Annotated in this window: 16 protein-coding genes and 1 tRNA gene; 6 read left to right on the forward strand and 11 right to left on the reverse strand. The window is 52.1% G+C overall.

Going from position 1 to position 18,680, the window contains the following annotated elements; genetic code table 11:
- Positions 1 to 1,593: 1,593 nt before the first annotated feature.
- The 3 genes from NFR25_RS04495 to NFR25_RS04505 are packed head-to-tail and all read right to left on the reverse strand — an operon-like array spanning position 1,594 to position 3,419.
- Positions 1,594 to 1,845, reverse strand: a complete 252-nt coding sequence (locus NFR25_RS04495) for a hypothetical protein (RefSeq protein ID WP_251198056.1) — start codon at positions 1,843 to 1,845, stop codon at positions 1,594 to 1,596.
- Positions 1,846 to 1,889: 44 nt separating this feature from the next.
- Positions 1,890 to 2,771, reverse strand: coding sequence for a hypothetical protein (locus tag NFR25_RS04500; protein WP_251198057.1), 882 nt, complete (start codon positions 2,769 to 2,771; stop codon positions 1,890 to 1,892).
- Positions 2,772 to 2,810: 39 nt separating this feature from the next.
- Entirely contained in the window at positions 2,811 to 3,419 is a 609-nt protein-coding gene (locus NFR25_RS04505) for a hypothetical protein (RefSeq protein ID WP_251198058.1), read from the reverse strand.
- A gap of 564 nt (positions 3,420 to 3,983) precedes the next feature.
- Here NFR25_RS04505 and NFR25_RS04510 point away from each other — a divergent pair.
- Complete coding sequence (locus NFR25_RS04510) at positions 3,984 to 5,030, forward strand: helix-turn-helix transcriptional regulator (RefSeq protein ID WP_251198059.1); 1,047 nt, start codon at positions 3,984 to 3,986, stop codon at positions 5,028 to 5,030.
- A 134-nt stretch (positions 5,031 to 5,164) separates the two neighbouring features.
- A complete protein-coding gene (locus NFR25_RS04515) occupies positions 5,165 to 6,028 on the forward strand; it encodes an aldo/keto reductase (protein ID WP_251198060.1) in 864 nt (287 codons plus the stop codon).
- 143 nt (positions 6,029 to 6,171) lie between these two features.
- Here the strand turns inward: NFR25_RS04515 and NFR25_RS04520 are convergent, their stop codons facing one another.
- Positions 6,172 to 6,951: a C39 family peptidase gene (locus NFR25_RS04520; RefSeq protein ID WP_251198061.1), complete on the reverse strand. Its 780-nt coding sequence runs from the start codon at positions 6,949 to 6,951 to the stop codon at positions 6,172 to 6,174.
- Between the two features lie 189 nt (positions 6,952 to 7,140).
- Between NFR25_RS04520 and NFR25_RS04525 the strand changes: the two genes are divergently transcribed.
- The 3 genes from NFR25_RS04525 (at position 7,141) to NFR25_RS04535 (ending at position 11,552) form a co-directional block, all read left to right on the forward strand.
- On the forward strand, positions 7,141 to 7,851 hold the full coding sequence (locus NFR25_RS04525; RefSeq protein WP_251198062.1) for a response regulator transcription factor: 711 nt from the start codon (positions 7,141 to 7,143) through the stop codon (positions 7,849 to 7,851).
- Positions 7,848 to 9,287, forward strand: a complete 1,440-nt coding sequence (locus NFR25_RS04530) for a sensor histidine kinase (protein WP_251198063.1) — start codon at positions 7,848 to 7,850, stop codon at positions 9,285 to 9,287. Before NFR25_RS04525 ends, NFR25_RS04530 begins: the two co-directional genes overlap by 4 nt.
- Before the next feature lie 216 nt (positions 9,288 to 9,503).
- Positions 9,504 to 11,552 carry a PAS domain-containing hybrid sensor histidine kinase/response regulator gene (locus NFR25_RS04535; RefSeq protein WP_251198064.1) on the forward strand — a complete coding sequence of 683 codons (2,049 nt, stop codon included), beginning with the start codon at positions 9,504 to 9,506 and terminating at the stop codon, positions 11,550 to 11,552.
- Between the two features lie 114 nt (positions 11,553 to 11,666).
- Here NFR25_RS04535 and NFR25_RS04540 read toward each other — a convergent pair whose 3' ends face one another.
- Both NFR25_RS04540 and NFR25_RS04545 read right to left on the reverse strand, forming a co-directional pair.
- Positions 11,667 to 12,344: a putative ABC transporter permease gene (locus NFR25_RS04540; RefSeq protein WP_251198065.1), complete on the reverse strand. Its 678-nt coding sequence runs from the start codon at positions 12,342 to 12,344 to the stop codon at positions 11,667 to 11,669.
- Positions 12,323 to 13,231, reverse strand: coding sequence for a patatin-like phospholipase family protein (locus NFR25_RS04545; RefSeq protein ID WP_251198066.1), 909 nt, complete (start codon positions 13,229 to 13,231; stop codon positions 12,323 to 12,325). The genes NFR25_RS04540 and NFR25_RS04545 overlap by 22 nt, the downstream gene beginning before the upstream one ends.
- Before the next feature lie 317 nt (positions 13,232 to 13,548).
- Here NFR25_RS04545 and NFR25_RS04550 point away from each other — a divergent pair, with 317 nt between their 5' ends.
- Positions 13,549 to 14,556 (forward strand): PspC-like choline-binding domain-containing protein, encoded by a 1,008-nt coding sequence (locus NFR25_RS04550; RefSeq protein ID WP_251198067.1) that lies wholly within the window; start codon positions 13,549 to 13,551, stop codon positions 14,554 to 14,556.
- A 131-nt stretch (positions 14,557 to 14,687) separates the two neighbouring features.
- Here NFR25_RS04550 and NFR25_RS04555 read toward each other — a convergent pair.
- From NFR25_RS04555 to NFR25_RS04575, 5 genes are all read right to left on the reverse strand, one after another.
- Positions 14,688 to 14,762 (reverse strand) — tRNA-Val (locus NFR25_RS04555).
- A gap of 18 nt (positions 14,763 to 14,780) precedes the next feature.
- On the reverse strand, positions 14,781 to 15,275 hold the full coding sequence (locus NFR25_RS04560) for a PaaI family thioesterase (protein ID WP_251198068.1): 495 nt from the start codon (positions 15,273 to 15,275) through the stop codon (positions 14,781 to 14,783).
- 89 nt (positions 15,276 to 15,364) lie between these two features.
- On the reverse strand, positions 15,365 to 16,144 hold the full coding sequence (gene sdhB / locus NFR25_RS04565; protein ID WP_251198069.1) for a succinate dehydrogenase iron-sulfur subunit: 780 nt from the start codon (positions 16,142 to 16,144) through the stop codon (positions 15,365 to 15,367).
- The gene (gene sdhA / locus NFR25_RS04570; RefSeq protein WP_251198070.1) at positions 16,131 to 18,002 is read right to left on the reverse strand and encodes a succinate dehydrogenase flavoprotein subunit; all 1,872 of its coding nucleotides are present in this window, start codon (positions 18,000 to 18,002) and stop codon (positions 16,131 to 16,133) included. The genes sdhB and sdhA overlap by 14 nt, the downstream gene beginning before the upstream one ends.
- An 8-nt stretch (positions 18,003 to 18,010) precedes the next feature.
- The gene (locus tag NFR25_RS04575) at positions 18,011 to 18,652 is read right to left on the reverse strand and encodes a succinate dehydrogenase/fumarate reductase transmembrane subunit (protein ID WP_251198071.1); all 642 of its coding nucleotides are present in this window, start codon (positions 18,650 to 18,652) and stop codon (positions 18,011 to 18,013) included.
- Between the last annotated feature and the right edge of the window lie 28 nt (positions 18,653 to 18,680).

An 18,680-nucleotide genomic window follows, 5' to 3' on the forward strand; every position in this document is an offset into this window, starting at 1 on the left:
GTGAGGCCAGACACGTTGAGGGAGGTAAGACTGTAATCCCGGCAAAATAAGGTTTTTAGCGAAGTGAGGCCAGACACGTTGAGGGAAGTAAGGGTATCACCGTACCAGTATAAGGATTCGAGCGAAGAACACTTAGAAACGTCAAGGTGGGCTATGCTTTTTTTGTACAGGTGTATATTAGTAACAGGCACACCGTTAATCTTTTCTGGTACAACAGCGCTCATCGTAGTATTGCTCTGTATATTATCGATGGACCCATTGTTAAAAGTATATGTTAGTTCACCTATCTGAACCTTTTCAGCATAGGCTGTTTGAGGACATATCGATATACATGCCCAAGCCAGCAAAGCTGCCATAAGAAAGCCAATTTTAAATAAGGGATTACGAATAGAAGTTTTGCGCTCTAACACATCTTCTCCTTTCGTTAACAAAACCGTTGTCCATTAGCCAAGCAGGTTGCTTACGTGTATCCTGAATCCATTTGCCATAAGCGCCGGCAAAGTGCCTGTATCTATCGCCCCAGGATTTTCGAGTCATCACACCGAAGGCAACAATCCAGTAAATGTCGGAGACCCATCTGATCATAGCGATAGCAACTGCAGCCATATCAGCAGCCTATCTAACTTTACAAGTCGGTGAATATCCGTGAATCGCAGCGACGATGGAAGGCATCCGCCCATATGTCGCCAAAATCCATATTGAGCAAGAAAGCACAACTGGTTGAACAGATGCCCTCCAGCATAAGTTTTCTTACGATGCTTTCTTGCTTCAGGATGTTTGGCAAAATAAGTATAGCACCTAATGAAACATGTAATCTAGACTTGGACTATTTATCACAAAGACGATTGCGATCCCTATACTCGACAGCCATGACCCACCAGCGCGCCTTGGCTATCTCATCTGAGTCTTTGTCTCTAATAGTCTGCTCTAGGTATAGATCGGTCACATGATCAGCTAGGCGAATTGTGTACTTCACTTCCCAATGCCCCTTACAGTCGGGCCATGGATCCTCGACATTCAGGACTTCGTCTATGTAGTAAGTTCTTCCATCTACCCAACAAATGGCATAGGGGATCATGCCGCCTAATGAGGTATGGCGAAGCAAGACATCCACGTAACGCTTATACTGGCGCACGCTCTTCCCGTTGCTTGTTTTATAGATATGAGACATGGACAGAATGATAGAACATTTGTTCGCAATAATAAAGAGTAGCGCAGCTAGAGCAAGCATGGGAAATGTGTCCTGATTATCCCCTTTTCCCTAACTGGGATTCAGGACACAATCAGGACACAATGGTCATAATCTCAGTAGTTGTTACACATGCCTATCTATAGCTTTGACCAGCGCAAATAAAGCTAGAAATGGTTGCATATTGCAGATGTGTCGGCCTGTTAACCGAAGGGTTGTAGGTTCGAGTCCTACCCGGGGAGCCATAAGAACTCAAAAGCACCCAAATGGGTGCTTTTTGTTTGCCCTATTTCTTGTTAGCCCAACTCGCAAATATGGCCATGAGGATCCCATAAGCCACCAAGCCGAAAACTATGAAGAAGCCAAACCAATCCATATTAGAGCAAATGCATATTCCTAAAACTTCACCATATCCAGCCAAAAAGTGCATTTGAAGCAGAATCCATAGCATCGCAAATCAATAAACCGATAGGCCCCGCTGTTGATTCAAACCAATAGCGCAGAAAAGGATTAACTTGCCACATGAACAACAGCCCAACAACGGCAATTAGTACAATCAATACAATAATTAGACCTAGTCCGATTCCCACAAAAGTCCGTTTTACAATTGTCGGTTTTACAGTACCTGAATCGGTGCGTTTCTGAGAGTTCTCCATGGTCTCTCTCCTTTTTGATATAAAGCGAGATAAAAGTCTTTTCGCTAATCCAATACTTCAATTTGCTTAGGCGAGGAAATCTCTATATTGCAGACTCCGTCATATCGGTATATTTCACCCGTTACAGCGATAGTCTTTCCCTTGTATGCATTCTCGGGAGCAGATGAAAAGTTCTTTCTGTTCTTTCCCCAGATAACTACGCTAAGACGATTTGGATCGGGATAAGCTGCGCCCAAATCAAGGAAAGTAGGGCTGCTGTTGCTTGTCGAAGCATATTCCGCATCTACAACCTTGCCATAGAAAGTTGCCGTTTTTCCTACATACTGGCTTGCCTTAGACCACTCAACTGCTCCATCTGGAACGTTAGAGGATGATTTCACAGATTCCTTATTGCTAGCAGAACCACTAGCTGCTCGAATGCTCTTGTAAAAGTTCTTTGCATATTCCTTATATTCAGACTTTGTACCATCGTCGTAGCTGATCATCGCAGAATAAAATGCACCATTATATGAAAAATGCAGACTTATCGTTGAGTAGGCAAAATCTGTCTGAACACATATCTCTATTCCATTAGCAGTTACTAACTCGCAGTCCTCAAACTCGCTAAACGTCTGATACCAACTTCGAGCTGTTGTTTTTTCGCCGGGGGCATATTCCCAATAAATTGTTAGCGCATACGGATTCTTCGCTTTTTCATCCAAGCCATACATGGCTGAAGTGTCATGCTCGACCTGTAGTTCCACGTTTTTGGGAATATCAAAACATATGCCTTGAAAAACAGCTTCTTCATACCCACTCTCATTCGATGTGTTTTTAGAAGAGCCATTACCTTGAACCGAACATCCGACCAAAAATGCAGTAGAAAGTACCAACATGATCGAGATAAAAAGCCAGGAAAACCTGTGAAGGCTGCTTTCGATTTTCATTTTTCCCCTTTCAAATTCGCGAAATACGACTGAGCCCTACTAAATCAACTTAAAAGAGTCTAGAGCTGCTTGAGCAGCGTTATAGCTAGTTCGAGTACCATAAACGACATAAATCTGTTGTGGGGTAATTAAGAACATCGCATAGCAATAAACTTCCTCACGTTCCACTCCGTCTTCGTCAATCCAAACATATGGCTCAATTGCAACTGCGCATGGATATTCATCAACACTCGATATTGCATAATTAAATCCACTATCTCTTGGCTTCAAGACGGTATCAAACATATGCAATGTTCCTCTAAGGCCGTCAATCAGATATTCCTTATATTCCTCTTCTGGAATCTTTGAAATAGCGATTTTCTTTACTGGCGTACTCACCATCACGTCAGTAAATTCAACACCACTACCACTATCAAAATCCATCGTAGAGACATCCAAACCATTTATGTTCTCTCTCGATGTCTCAACTTCTGGCTCTTTTGGAAAAGAAGCCGAAAATCCAGCAATTTTATTTTCATAAGTTATTTCGCTACTAGACCTTGTAGTATTTCCGCATGCGGTCAAGACCACAACCATAAAAACGGTAATCGCGACAAATCCTGCAAGCACTAATCCTTTTGGAACAAAGATGCGCTTTTTTTCAGACATATTTTCACCTAGCCCATGTAGCAAAATCCTTCATTTACGCATAAGCCAGACAAACAAGGCATTATTCAGTTGAACTACGAAAGAGCAGGCGAAAACTTCACCTGGAAACGTGGTTAACTTTGAAAACTATTAGGTTGTCTGGCATTGTCTAGCTTAGCATAAGCGCTTTACTTGGGAAAATAAGACTGCAATTAGCGAGCAACAAAAAAGGAAGGCATCCACCCGAGTCGCCAGACAACCAAAAAATACGCAACCACGCATTAGAAGGGTGAGCAGATGCCCTCCTTTATCGTGGTTTACGCCTTCAGTATTAAGTTGTCTGGCATCGTGATTATATCATCGTGAGTATGCTCAAAATGGCTAGCTCCTATGCTATGCGACGGGTGCCTAAACATAAGAGCTTCCAAAAAAGGTGACGTCATCAGGAGTTTGCAACTTTCGGTAGCATCTCGAATTGAAAATTGCTGCCAGAAGTTGGTGGTGCCAAGGGCTGTTGTTCCATAATCTTTTCATTGCCGGCCTTAGTAATAACAACGAAAATGAAACCTCAGAAAGGTGGCAATGATGAGCTTTCGCGACAACCTTATTCACTTGCGCGCGACGCACAACATGACCCAGGAACAACTCGCTATGATGCTGGGTGTCAGCCGTCAGGCGGTTACCAAATGGGAATCGGATCGGTCGTATCCTGAAATGGATAAGCTTATAAAGATGTGTCAGATCTTCGACTGTACACTAGACGAACTGGTCCAAGGCGACCTCACTGGACGCCAGGCACCCCAAGCTTCCCCATCGAACCCCTCAACACCGCCTGCGGACGTGTTCGACTACGACAAGACCATGCGCACGTTCGGCCTGAAGATCGCGTTTGGTGTGGCTGCCTTCATCATGGGAACCGCGCTTGCCATGCCCTTCCTCAGCGAGGACGGTCCTACTCTGGCCCCCATACTGGGAATCACGGACAATGTTGCTGCGGCGCTCGGCACCTTCATCATCCTGCTAGGCATAGCGGCAGGTCTAGCGCTCATCATCCCTGCGAGTTTGGCGCGCGCTCAATTCGTGCGCGCCCATCCCTTCATCGAAGACTTCTACACCAGCGAAGACAAGACGAAGGCCCGCGCTTCATTTGCGTATCAGCTGGTCGGAGGCATCCTGTGCATCTTCGTTGGCGTGAGCTTGGTGATCTTGTTCGGCAGCTACGAAACCAGCACCCTTGGTGTCACGCTGATGTTAGCCTGCGTTTCTATCGGGGTTGCCTTCATCGTGAATGGGTCGATGACGCTCGGGCGCATCAATATCGAAAACTACAACCGTTCCGCAGCCGAAGATATGGAAGAAGCCGAATTCGAAGCTGCACCCATCGCCGAAGAACACAAGGGCCGCCTTCGCAGAACGCGCACTACCGACAAGCGCATCGGCGCGATCTGCGGCACCATCATGATCTTGGCCACCGCTATCGCGCTACTCTTGCTATTCGTCCCGTTCGCAAACGGCACGGTGGATAGCTACAGCTCAGGCCTTGTCGCGTTCTTCTGGCTGCCGTGGCCTATCGGAGGCTTGCTGTGCGGCATCGTTGCGCTGCTGATGAAAGCATTCGAGCCAAAAGAATGACACTCTGTCACTAATTCGTTGCCAAACCTATTCCCTACCTTCACCTGCACCCCGATCCTGGCTCCTATAATCGATTCATGACATCAAGAGCCCACGCTCACACAATCGATCATGCGCGAAGGAAAGGATGCATCATGATCTTACAAGAGACAATGGAACTGAATAACGGCGTTTCAATCCCCAAGCTGGGTCTTGGCACGTGGTTGATGGAAGACGCTGAAGCAGAGCGGGCTGTGATCGATGCGGTGAAGATCGGATATCGTCACATCGACACCGCGCAGGCTTATGGCAATGAAGCGGGTGTGGGCCGCGGCGTGCGCGCCTGTGGTGTGCCCCGCGAAGACTTGTTCGTAGTAAGCAAGGTTGCCGCCGAACATAAGGACTACGACAGCGCCGCGCAAAGCATCGACCAGACACTCTCGACCATGGGCCTGGACTACCTGGACATGATGATCATCCATTCGCCGCAGCCTTGGATGGATGTGAACCAGAGCGATGATCGCTTCTTTGAGGGCAACGTTGAGGCGTATCGTGCGCTGGAAGATGCACTGCGCGCTGGCAAGCTACGCGCTATTGGTGTTTCAAACTTCCAGCAGGGCGACCTGGAGAACATCCTGGCTAATTGTTCAGTGGTTCCGCAGGTGAACCAGGTACTGTGCCATGTGGGCAACACGCCGCTTCATCTGATCGAATTCGACAACGACCACAACATCGTTACCGAGGCATACTCCCCTGTTGCTCATGGCGCCATCCTGGACAACAGCACCGTGGCCGCGATCGCAGACAAGTACAACGTGTCCGTGCCGCAGCTGTGCATCCGCTACTGCCTGCAGCTCGATTGCGTCACGCTTCCCAAGACTTCCAATCCCGCACATATGGCAACCAACGCCGAAGTGGATTTTGTCATCTCGCCCGAGGACATGAGCGCACTGGAATCCGTCGGCGCCATCGATTACGGCGACGCTTCCGCCTTCCCCGTCTACGGTGGCAAGCTATAGGAGCTTTCAGTCAAGCGACACGTCCATCATCCGAATAGCTCAAGAGCAGGCCAGCGACTCCCGTGAAAGGGAATCCTGGCCTGTCCCCTTTTTGTCCTGGACAGATTTGAACCCGTCCCCGAAGTGTCCGAAGTGTCTGTTGCTCAATAGGAGAAGGACCAAAGGTTGCGGGTCTGAGACAAGATACGACTTAAATCCCAGGCTTGCGCAGAACGTTCGGCGCTGTTAGGATCACGCACCAAGATACGGCCGAATGCATCAGTTCCTGCAAGCACGATGAAGTGGCCCTTCTCCGTGAAATCGCCTGGCGAAACGCTTGCGATGATAGGATGGCCCGCATCAAGCTCTCGACGGATCACACTCTCATCCGCAGGCAATTCACGAGAAGAAAGCCCCAAGCGTGCAGCGCCGTCGGTCATGAACATCCAGCTGGTCATGCCGCAGTCGATATAGCCATTGTTCGTAGAGAACGCTGCCATTTGTGCTGGATCCTTGTCCTTCTTCCCTGTGAGGCAAACATATACCATCGACAGACAGGTTGGCCCACAACCCGAGTCAGCTACGGTCCCTCCGGCATAGGGTGTAGCCGCCCATTCAGCATCGATCTGATAGAGATAAGGCATTTTCCCACGGATCCACTGATCGCGCGCGGTGCTCTTCACGGGTTGTACAGTCTTCTGTCCTTCTTCGGCAGAAGCAGCATCAGCAGAACTGCACGCCCCGTTGGCAACGGTAAGAAATCCAGCTATCAACACGAACACAGTAGCCAATACGAGCAGGACGGTGGGAAACAATCGCGCGAACAGGTCTTGCTGCTGGCGAAAGATCGGTCGCGCACGATACCGTGCGCTCTTGCGAGAGAATCGATTGGTCGGGACATCATGCCAAAGGTTAGGACGTTCGTTGGAGTGATTCTGCTGCATGCGACGCCTTTCTCTTAGGGAAATTCGACCACTTAGATGGTCGCGCAAAGCGCCCTTACCTTTCTCATAACGCTGTCTTAATAATTCCTTAAGTTTTGACATGGCGCGCACTGGAACAGGGACATGTAGCCGCACGAACCGTACAATAGAAATACTGAACGCCACTAAAGATGACGAAGGGAGCCTCCCATGGCACGTGTGCTGGTAGCAGACGACGATGCTGCTATCGTAGGGCTGGTGAAGGCCGTGCTCGAACCAGAAGGTTTCGAGGTGACAGGTGCCGCATCGGGCCGCGAAGCGATCGATGCGCTCGATCGGGAAGCATTCGACCTTGTCATCCTTGATGTGATGATGCCAGGCATCGATGGCTTTGAAACCTGTCGACAGATCCGCCAGCGTTCCAATGTTCCTATCATCTTCCTTTCTGCAAAGGACGAAGAAGCAGACAAAGTGGTAGGCTTCACGTTAGGCGGGGACGACTACGTAACCAAACCCTTCAAGCCGCGCGAATTGGTCGCTCGCGTGAAAGCACGCCTGCGCCGTAGCAACGATGCGCGATCCGATGGACTGCTTTCAGCTGCACGTGGCATCGAGATAGACTCGCGTGCGCACACGGCCACGCTGCACGACGTTGACTTGAAGCTCACCCCTAAAGAATTCGACATCTTGACGCTGCTCGTTCGTGCTGGTGGGCGCCCAGTTTCTACCGAAGAGCTGTTCGAAGACGTGTGGAAGGAACCCTACCGTGCAAGTGACGCGAACACCATCATGGTGCATATTCGTCGCTTGCGCATGAAGCTTGCCGCGGTTGATTCGTCTCAAACTTTCATCGAGACCGTATTCGGTGTTGGCTATAAAATAGAGACAGAAGCCACCGGAACCGACGAACACTCCGTATGAAAAACAAGCCAAAACACCTGAATACCAGCGCTAACGACGCTACTATGCTTCGTTTTGCGCGCGAAGAGAACACCGAGCAAGCCCGCATGCTACGATTTCGTCTGCTCGGACGCATGGGCGCAATGCTGCTTGCTTGGACCATCATCTTCTCGCTCGGATGCGTTTTCTTCGAGACTTTCATTTCGGATCGTCTTGGTAATCTTATCGCCGATGCAACATCCGAATGGATATATTCGCAGCCCCAAACTGACCCTGATCTGACCAGCATAGATGATACAGGGGTTGATGTTGATGCCGCTGCATCTGCGGGTTCAGCTGTCACTGAAAGCAACGAGGCCCAAACTGATCTTGAGACCATAACGGAACAAGACTACAAGTATCAGCTCGAGCAAACGAGAAATCCCGAAGATCAGATCCAGCAGCTCTACGACAAACTGGGATACCCCAATGGAGGCGCGAACATCCAGGTGGCTGTCATAGGCGATGGGTCCTATGCGGCGCGCGATCTTTCCACCTATGCATGGATTCGAACCATGAAGATCCCCTTCGCTATCGTGGTGTATGCCATCGGATTCATCGTGATCATCATTCGCACGCTGAACCGTTCGCTCTCATATTTCAGCAAGCTATCCAACGCGCTTTCCGATCCGCGTCTGATCGAAGGTGGCCAGGTCAAGCTACCCAAAGAGCTTACCATCGCATCCCAACAGCTCGAACTGCTGCAAACCAAAGTGCGCGATCACGAACAAGCTGCCGTGATGGCCGAACAGCGCAAGAACGAAATGGTGGCTTATCTGGCGCACGATATTCGCACCCCGCTCACTTCGGTCGTGGGTTATCTAAGCCTGCTTGCGGAATCACCTGATCTACCCATCGAGAAACGTGCCGAATATGCTGGCATAGCGCTAGCAAAAGCCGAACGGCTTGAGATGCTGGTAGAGGAATTCTTCGAGATCACACGCTACAATCTGGATTCTATCGTGCTCGAACGCGAGAATGTTGATGTTGAGCTCTTCCTGGACCAGGTAGTGGACGAATTCGGCCTTGCAGCGCAAGAACGCGACATCACCCTTACCACCATCGCACCCGAAGGGGCTCACGCCTTTCTTGATCCGTCCAAGATGGCACGCGCTTTGGGCAACGTGATGAAGAATGCGATCACCTATGCCGATGCGCACAGCGAAGTAACGTTGAATGCTGTGGTCTCTGAAACTGAACTAGTGCTTTCTTGCTCGAATCAGGGCCGCGAGATATCCAAAACGCATCTGGAGGCCATCTTCGAGCGCTTCTATCGTGAAGACACTTCGCGTGGTCAGGGCGCGAACGCAGGGCTCGGCCTTGCTATCACGCGCGAGATCGTTGAAGCTCATGGCGGTACCATCGTTGCAGAAAGCACTGCAGGTCGCACCACGTTCACCATGCGCCTCCCCCGCTAAAGGGGACAGGTCCCGGACACTTTGGGGACGGGTCAGAGGTCCCATTTGGTAATTCCGGCCTGTCCCCTTTTCAATCTTACGGGAAGTTAACGAAACGACAGCCACTGCAAAATGACTTGGATGCTCGGGTAAAATTTCTGTGCCAAACGTGCGCCCTTGTGAAAGGAGCCACTTTGGCATGACCGAACGAACAACGTCCAACGCGGAAGGCATCCTGTGGATACCACAACTCCTCAAATTCCCTCTGACCTGGTAATAAACGAACAAACACTCCCCGTCATCGAACATTTGGGCGATGCTATGCCGGGCGGTTTCTTCATCTACCACGCAGACGGCAACGAAGAACTGCTCTATGCCAACAAGGCTATGTTCTCCATCTTTGGTTGCGAAGACCTGGAGCAGTTCAAGGAGCTTACGGGTTTCACCTTCCCTGGCCTGGTACACCCCGAAGATAGGGCACGTACGGAAGCCGCCATTGCCGAGCAGATCGCCGCCAACAAGAACAATCTCGACTATGTTGAATATCGCATCATCCGCGCCGATGGCGAGATCCGCTGGATAACCGACTATGGCCACTTCGTCCATACCGAAACCTATGGCGATATCTTCTACGTGTTCATCTCGGATGCCACCGAAATGCGTCTGAAACGCCTAGAGAACAAGAAACGCGATGCTGTTATCTACGGTTTGGCTTCGGAATATGACGATATCTTCCTGCTCGATCTTGAGCATTATGCCGCGCGTCCTTACATGATCAATGGCGCTCCTACTGAATACATGCACGACATCATCTGGACCAGAGACAAAATCGACAAGATGTTCCTCGACTACGCACAACGCTCCGTGGTCGAAGACGACCGCGCGATCTTCCTTGATGCGGTGGATCTTGACCGGATCGAGCAAAATACTGAACACGATGGTCACTTCATGCTGAATTACCGCATCCTTGACGATCAAGGACAGCAACAATGGATCCGCATCTCCGTTGCGGACGTTGATTCTGGTAGTGAATTTCCGCAGGTGGTATTCGGCTTCAAGAACGTGACCGAGCACATGACCCGTGTGGAAGAAGAAGCAGAAGCTCACTTGCGCACGAAGCAAGAACTGAACAAGGCGCTCCAGGCTACACAGGCGAAGAACGCCTTCCTCTTCAACATGAGCCACGATGTGCGCACGCCGCTCAACGCGATCGTGGGCTTTGCCACCCTCACACGCAAGTACTTGAACGATCCGGTGCGCGTGAGCGAATGCCTAGATGCTATCGATTCCGCAAGCGACCAGCTTATTGCATTGGTGAACGATGTGCTGGATATGAGTCAGCTGGAAAGCGGCAGCATGGACGTTCGTCCTATGGCATGCAGCATGCCTGACAAGATCGACCATGTCACTTCCACGCTCATGAACGTGGCGGCCGAACACAAGGTCACGCTCCAGGTTAGCGTGGACGACCCTGGTGTGAAGGTCATGGCTGACACCGCGAAGCTACGCCGCATCCTTTACAAAGTGATCGACAACGCGATCAAGTTCAATCGCCCTGGTGGCAAAGTGAGCGTTGACGCGCGCGGGGTGCTCGAAGGCGACAAGGTCAACTACACCTACACCATTACCGATACGGGAATTGGCATGAGCCCTGAACTGCAGGAGCGCATCTTCGACAATTTCGAGCGTGGTGCGAACACCACTCAGACGCGAGAGGCTGGCAGCGGACTGGGTCTTCCCATCATGAAAGCCCTGGTCGATATGATGGACGGTACCATCGACGTTGAAAGCGAACAAGGCGTAGGCTCCACCTTCACCATCAAGCTCACCTTCGATGTGGCTGCTCCTGAAGCGGCCAGCGTTGCATTCGCCACCGACGAAGAGAGTGCGGCGCAACTTGCGCGCATTCGCGGCAAACGCGTGCTGGTGGTAGAAGACAACGAACTGAATGCGCTCATCACCGAGACCATCCTGACCGATGCGGGCATGGTGGTGGATATCGTGGAGGACGGCACCGAAGCTGTGAACACCATGCGCCACGAACGGCCTGGATTCTATGACCTGATCTTGATGGATATCCAAATGCCCATCATGAATGGCTACGATGCTACGCGTGCTATTCGCGCTCTAGATCGTGAAGATATCGCCGACCTGCCCATCATCGCGCTTTCGGCTAACGCACTCGATGAAGATAAGCGTCTCTCGCTCGAAAGCGGCATGAACGCCCACCTGGCCAAGCCCATCAACGTGACCGACCTGCTCTTCACCCTAGAACAGTATCTCTAATCGGGGACGGGTTCATTTTTGTCCCGGACAGTTTAGGGACAGGTTCAGCTTGCCAAGCAGCAAGTTTAAACCTGTCCCCTTTTTGTCCCGGACAAAAATGAACCCGTCCCCCAATTAGGTTAAGAAGTCGTAGAGGTCAGGAATGAGCGGCACCACGTAGGTGAGCACGCAGATGAATGCGGTGAAGATCAACACGAAGATGAACAAGTGGTGAGCCGTGCGTGGCTTGATCACCGAAAAGGCCTTCTGAATGAACGGGAACGCCACGAATACATAAAACACCGAAACCAAACCCAAGATGACATCATTGACCAACCATGCCTGGCCGAAGATATTGAAGGGCAGCACTGAGTTATCCCAGAAGGGATACTTCCCCGTTGCGTCAGGCTGGTTGAATATCAGACCCAGCACCAGCTCAAGAACTGCACAGGCCGCCACCGCAATGACGAAATACTGGATTATCGCCCCTACCATGGTCTTGCGTTGCTCCATGATGTGGATCTTCAACGGGAATAAAGTGAGCGTGATCACCGCAGTGCCCACTCCATAGACCCAATAAGGCACCCACAGCGGGTCGGTCCACACATCGTAATCGTCCTCAACCACGCCGAAAGCCCAATCCATGAACATGCAGTAGGGAATCTCGAGCCAATGGCCCACCAACGAGAACAAGCAAAAGCAGATGATGATGCCGCGCCAAAAGAACCAGGTCTTCGGCGCGAAATACTTCCGCTCGTCGTCTTCGGTTAATGCAAAATCTTTGAATTCGGTCATGACAACCACTTCTGCCATGCATCAAGTTCGCGTTGCGCCTGATCATAGCCTGCTTCGTAAGCAGCTTGCAGCAAGTTGTGATCAGTCGTTCGATTCGTGAGCTTCATCTCTTCGGGATAGAAGACATATGCCGCGCCAGTTCGTTCGAGCTCTTCGATCTGGTCACACAGATCGTTGTAAAGGCTCGGGCGCGCAACGGTGTTCTGCCACACCGCAGGATGCTTGCGAAACACCAGTTTGAACAGTGCTTGCGCACCCCCGCTGATAGGTCCTTTGCGATACCCACGCGGCTGCGTACGCACGATGAAGAAGCGCTCATAACCATCACGCATAGCCGCTTCCAGTGGAATGCCCCAGCTCGACCCTAGGCCGCCATCCATATAGGTGCGGCCCTCTATCTCCAGCGGAGGCATGAAGATGGGCATCGTCGAAGAAGCGCGTACGCGCAGCATCATGTCACGCATGGTGGGCATGTCTGCCTTGGTCCAGCCAACCGTTTCTGCAGTATCGCGATCGAACGCTTCGATGTGCACATCGGCTGGATTGGCGCAAAAGGTATCGAAATCGAACGCGAACAGCTCATCGGTGCCTGCCAGATCTTCAGCGATGCCCTCATATAGGTGATGCGCATTGAAGTATCCTTTGCCCGCAAGGAAGCTGCCTACACCGCCGAAGTCTGGATCGTTCACCAAATCGACGAAAGACGCCTTGGCACGCGCAGCATCGCGCGACACATAATTCACGGTGTGGCTCGATCCCGCCGAGATGCCATAGACCTTCCCGAAGTTCAGGTTGTTCTCCAACAACGTGACCACCGCGCCCGCCGTGTAGCTTGCGCGCATGCCGCCACCCTCGAAGATGAGCGCCACATCGTCGATGTTTATGTCCAGATCGCGGTCTGTCACTGTTCTTGCCTTACTTGATTCGTCCTTGATGAGCAGCAAGGACCTTGACTCGTTCCTCAGAGCCCTCATTCACAATATCTAGCATAGTCCAGCTGAGATTTTATGCAGCGTGATACTGAAAAATATACCCATCTGTTCAAAAGCTGTTAGAAATCCACAGAATGCTGCGTCAATGCCCGTTCGCCACCCTATGAAAACCCCATGATATTACAGATTGCCCTCTGTATATCTTGCGTTCAGGAGAGTAGAATAAAGGGGCATATTGCGCTCTTTGCGCGAATGGCTCCACGTTTTCGATTCTGGTAAGGATCCTGCTCATGAAAACTGCTGTTTTCTCCACATCAAAGACCATCAAACGATTCCTGGCTGCTTCATTGGCAGCGTTCCTCTGCGCATTCGCCCTTGCTGCGGCTGATACTGAACCTGCCTATGCAGCCGATGCTCAGGCGGGCGCAGGTTCGGGCATGCTGCAAGCCCAAGACCCCACTACCGCCCCTATCTCAACAGGCGGCACTTGGAAGAAGTCGGGCAACCAATGGTGGTACAAGCTGGACTGGCGTACCCAGACCATCCTGGGCACCGATCTTGACTACCCCACTGACTGCTGGCTCTCCATCGGCGGCAAGCGCTACAGCTTCAACAGCCAAGGCTACATGCGCACGGGTTGGGCAACGATCAACGGTAAGCGCTATTACTTCGGCTCTGATGGTGCGATGCGCACGGGTTGGGTGAAACCTAGCACTAACTGGTATTATCTGGGCAGCGATGGCGCGATGAAGACCGGCATGCAGGATATCGACAGCAAGACCTACTATCTCACCGAATCGGGTGCGATGTACAAGGGTTGGCGCATGGTGTCGAACAAGTGGTACTACCATAACGGATCGGGCGCAATGGCGAAGGGCTGGACCACCGTGAAGGGCAAGCGCTACTACATGGACTCCGTCACGGGCGCGATGAAGACCGGCGAACAGACCATCGGCACGAAGAAGTATTATTTCCGCAGCACTGGCGAAGTCTATACGGGCTGGCGCATGATCTCGAACAAATGGCATTATTACAAGAGCTCAGGTGAAATGGCTACCAGCTGGTGCAAGGTCAAGGGCAAGTGGTATTACCTGCACCCCACCACGGGCGTTATGCAAACGGGCCTTATGACCAAGGTTGGCAAGACCTATTATCTGCGTTCAACTGGTGAGATGTACACGGGTTGGCGCATGACCAACAACAAGTGGTACTACCATGATGGCTCTGGCGTGATGAAGACGAACACCTGGGTCCAGGGCAAGTACTGGGTAGACAGCAACGGCGTTTGGACACGATGATTGTCAGCTGATCATTCCTGAATACACTCACGAACAAACAAAGTGTGACAGTTCTGTGATAGTTTTCGGATTTACCGAGCAAAGCAGAAAGCAGGCCAGGTTGCAAAATGCTTCCTGGCCTGCGTTTTTAGTGGTGGACGCTACTGGGTTTGAACCAGCGACCCCCGCCGTGTGAAGGCGATGCTCTCCCGCTGAGCTAAGCGTCCGTGTGAGAACCTATTCTATCACGATTCTGGCAGAAATTTCGGAGGAAGCTTGCGCGCGGGATCGAGTGAGTCGATCGCAGCGCTAATAGGCTGCAAACCAGGGGAAACGAATATCTTCGATGTGGCTATTCCAAGCAGTCGGTCCTGATCATCGAACATCTCGGCCTCGCAGATGCAGATCGAGCCACCGCGCTTGACCACGCGCCCCTCGCAACGAACGTGCGTATCTTCCTGGACCGCACGCACCAAGTTCGCGTTCTGATCGAGCGTGATGAAACCCGCGTCTTCGGGCATTTCCGCATAGAGCGCCCAATAAGCGGCTGTGTCCATGATGGATTCATACACGCCGCCATGCATGCCGCCAAAGCAGTTCATGTGCTTACGTTCGATGTTCGCCTCTACATGGCAGTGGCCTTCCTCTAGCACTTGGATATCGATATTGAGCAACTGGAAATAAGGTCCTTGATTGATCAGTTCGATCACTTCTTCGATATGCTTTGGATTGAGCTTCATAGGGTTCCTCTCTGGATCCTTTGCCTGAGTCCTGTTTCCTCGACCCTCGTTTTCGAGTCTTGCTGCGCCTTGCGTAACTGGACGTTTGGCTATTTCCCACCGAATGAACCAAGAGCATTCTTGAAAGATTGCTTCAAGGTTTGACGGTTCATGTCGGCTATCGAGGTGGTCAGCGGGATGCTCTTAGGGCACACGCGCACGCAATTCTGCGCATTGCCACAACCCGACACGCCATTGTCGTTCATTATAGCATTCAGTCGCACTCCCGCATGCATCGCTCCTGTTGGATGCGCGTTGAACAGGCGTACTTGCGAAAGCGGTGCGGGACCCATGAAATTCGCAGGCCCATCTGCACGCTTCGTGTTCGGGCATGCTTCGAAGCAACAGCCGCAGGTCATGCACTTAGAAAGCTCATAGGCCCAATCGCGCTTATGCTGCGACATACGCGGGCCTGGCCCAAGATCGAACACGCCATCGATATCGATCCAAGCATGCACTTGCTTGAGATGCTCGAAGAGCTTCTGGCGGTCCACCTTCAAGTCACGCACCAGCGGGAACTTCGTCAGCGGTTCGAGCTTGATAGGCTGCTCGAGCGAATCGATCAGCGTCGAGCAAGCCTGACGCGCTACGCCGTTGATCAGCATCGTACAAGCACCGCAAACCTCTTCAAGGCATACGCTCTCCCACACCACAGGCGTAGTGGTCTGGCCGTTTGCAAGCACAGGATGAGCGCGGATCTCCATCAGCACCGATACCACATTCATGTTCGGCTTCCAGGGAATCTCGAAATCTTCCCAACGACTAGGAGCATCAGGACTGTCTTGACGTTTGATGCGCATCTTGATGATGCGGGAGCTATCGGTTGCCATGTTCGTCCACCTCCTTGGAAGTGCGAGGCTTGCCTACTTCGTGAACCGTAGTATAGTCGCGCTTGCGTGGCTCGATGAGCGAAGTATCCACGGGCTCATAGCTGAGCACAGGCCCATCAAGACTGGGGTCATATGTGGCCAACGTGGTCTTCAGCCATTCTTCGTCATTGCGGTCAGGGAATTCCGGCTTGTAGTGAGAACCGCGGCTCTCGTCGCGCGCGAGCGCGCCTGCTGTGATCACCTTCGCCAGGTCGATCATCGCGCCTAATTCACGCACGAACACCGTGGTGGTGTTGTTCCAGGTCGACCTGTCTTCGATGCCGATGCGCTGATAGTCTTGCGCAAGGTGATCGAGCTCGACCAAGGTCTCTTGCAACTTCACATTGTTGCGCACCACCGTTACGTTCTTTGTCATGAGCTCTGCTAAGCGCTGATAAAGCTCATAGGGATTCACAGGGCCATCGAGCGCGAGCAACGCCTGATAAGCTGCCATCTCTTGCGCCTGCGCATCAACGTAGAGCGAATCAGAGGCAGAGCCCTCGAGCGCATTCACCCACTTCGCCGCAGTTGGCCCAGCCGCCATGCCACCATAGACCGCTGACAGCAGCGAATTCGCGCCTAAGCGATTCGCGCCATGCTGAGAATAATCACACTCCCCTGCCGCGAACAAGCCCGGGATGTTCGTGCGCTGATCGACATCGACCCACAGGCCGCCCATGGAATAATGCACGCTCGGCGCGATGCGCATGGGGACCTTGCGCGGATCGTCGCCTACGAACTTCTCGTATATCTCCAAGATGCCGCCCAATTTATTATCGAGCACCTCAGGAGGGATATGCGAAACGTCCAGGTAGACCACGTCTTCCCCGTTCACGCCAAGGTGCTGGTCATAGATCACGTCATATATCTCGCGCGTGGCAATATCGCGCGGGACCAGATTGCCATAAGCAGGATACTTCTCTTCGAGGAAATACCACGGTTTGCCATCCTTGTAGGTCCAAATACGGCCGCCTTCGCCACGGGCCGATTCGCTCATCAAACGATTCTTGTCCGCCCCTGGGATGGCAGTGGGATGGATCTGGATGAATTCGCCATTGGCATAGATCGCGCCCTGCTTATAGAGTTTGGCCGCCGCATAACCCGTGTTGATGGTGGAATTCGTGGACTTGCCGAAGATGGCGCCTGGTCCGCCCGTGGCAACCACCACCGCGTCTGCAGGAAATGCACGCACTTCCATAGAAGCAAGGTCCTGGGCAACGATGCCCTTGCATACCCCATCATCGATGATGGCGGAAACGAAATCCCAGAATTCGAACTTGCGCACCATGCCTGCGACCTCTTGCGCGCGCACCTGTTCATCGAGCGCATAGAGCAGCTGCTGGCCTGTGGTAGCTCCCGCGAACGCAGTGCGTCGCTTCTGAGTACCGCCGAACCTACGCAGGTCGAGCAAGCCCTCAGGCGTGCGATTGAACATCACACCCATGCGGTCGAACAGATTGATGATGGCAGGTGCAGCTTCGCACATGCGCGCCACCATGGTCTGGTTTGCTAGGAAATCGCCTCCGTAGATGGTGTCGTCGATATGTTCCCACACCGTGTCACCTTCGCCCTTGGTATCGAGTACCGCATTGATGCCACCTTGCGCGCACACCGAATGCGAGCGCTTCACGGGCACCACGGAGAACAGATCAACAGGGATGCCTGCCTCGGTCAATTTGAGCGTAGCCATCAGGCCTGCAAGACCACCGCCAACCACCACGGCACGACCAGTGCCGCCTACGTATTTCGCCTGCGCTTCATTCATGGTCGCCTCGCTGTGGTTCATGGTCTTCCCGCTGTTCTTATGACGATCGCTCATCGTTCACCCTACCCAGTTACCATGCAGAAAATCATCTGGCCCACGAAGAATGCGCCAACAACGAACAGAGCCAAGCAGAGATAAGAAGTTATCTGCTGGGAGCGCGGCGTTAGGGTGATGCCCCACGTGATGCAGAAGGTCCACAGACCGTTCACGAAGTGATAAAGGCAGCTATAGACGCCGATGATGAAGGCAACCAGCGCCACGGGGTTCGCTACCGCTGTCTGCAGGATGCTGAACGTGGAGCCTCCATCAGGCATGAGGCTTACCGCCCACTTCAGGCCAATAACATGCCATACCAAGAAGGCGAAAGCGATAACGCCTGTGATGCGCTGGAAAAGATAGCGCCAGTTGCGCATATAGCCATAGGTACTCACATTGTTGCTGCCTGTGAAGACGATATAGATGCCGATGATCGCGTGGAAGAGAAGCGGAAGGAAGATGACCACGATCTCGAGCAGATCCTTATAGGGCATGGTCTCGAGGAAGTGGCTGAAAGCATCATAAGCAGGGATGGACCAGGTGAGCGTATAGTTCGCAACCAAATGGAAGCAGAAGAAGATGCCAAGCGGCACCACACCGCAAAGCGACTGCAGCTTCTTCAAGAAGTTGATGCGCCTTCCCTGTTGCAAGAGCGTAGGCTCCGCCATATCATCCCCTCGTTCGTGTGCCCTGTTC

It is taken from the genome of Anaerotardibacter muris (genome assembly GCF_943192915.1).
GTDB classification, from domain to species: domain Bacteria; phylum Actinomycetota; class Coriobacteriia; order Coriobacteriales; family Eggerthellaceae; genus Anaerotardibacter; species Anaerotardibacter muris.

Bases quoted from the DNA above. Each gene is read 5' to 3' on its own strand.
- NFR25_RS04515 (WP_251198060.1), top strand. From the start codon at position 5,165: ATGATCTTACAAGAGACAATGGAACTGAATAACGGCGTTTCAATCCCC.
- NFR25_RS04505 (WP_251198058.1), bottom strand. From the start codon at position 3,419: ATGTCTGAAAAAAAGCGCATCTTTGTTCCAAAAGGATTAGTGCTTGCA.
- NFR25_RS04510 (WP_251198059.1), top strand. From the start codon at position 3,984: ATGAGCTTTCGCGACAACCTTATTCACTTGCGCGCGACGCACAACATG.
- NFR25_RS04495 (WP_251198056.1), bottom strand. From the start codon at position 1,845: ATGGAGAACTCTCAGAAACGCACCGATTCAGGTACTGTAAAACCGACA.
- NFR25_RS04560 (WP_251198068.1), bottom strand. From the start codon at position 15,275: ATGAAGCTCAATCCAAAGCATATCGAAGAAGTGATCGAACTGATCAAT.
- NFR25_RS04525 (WP_251198062.1), top strand. From the start codon at position 7,141: ATGGCACGTGTGCTGGTAGCAGACGACGATGCTGCTATCGTAGGGCTG.
- NFR25_RS04550 (WP_251198067.1), top strand. From the start codon at position 13,549: ATGAAAACTGCTGTTTTCTCCACATCAAAGACCATCAAACGATTCCTG.
- NFR25_RS04575 (WP_251198071.1), bottom strand. From the start codon at position 18,652: ATGGCGGAGCCTACGCTCTTGCAACAGGGAAGGCGCATCAACTTCTTG.
- NFR25_RS04540 (WP_251198065.1), bottom strand. From the start codon at position 12,344: ATGGCAGAAGTGGTTGTCATGACCGAATTCAAAGATTTTGCATTAACC.
- NFR25_RS04520 (WP_251198061.1), bottom strand. From the start codon at position 6,951: ATGCAGCAGAATCACTCCAACGAACGTCCTAACCTTTGGCATGATGTC.
- sdhB (WP_251198069.1), bottom strand. From the start codon at position 16,144: ATGGCAACCGATAGCTCCCGCATCATCAAGATGCGCATCAAACGTCAA.
- NFR25_RS04500 (WP_251198057.1), bottom strand. From the start codon at position 2,771: ATGAAAATCGAAAGCAGCCTTCACAGGTTTTCCTGGCTTTTTATCTCG.
- sdhA (WP_251198070.1), bottom strand. From the start codon at position 18,002: ATGAGCGATCGTCATAAGAACAGCGGGAAGACCATGAACCACAGCGAG.
- NFR25_RS04530 (WP_251198063.1), top strand. From the start codon at position 7,848: ATGAAAAACAAGCCAAAACACCTGAATACCAGCGCTAACGACGCTACT.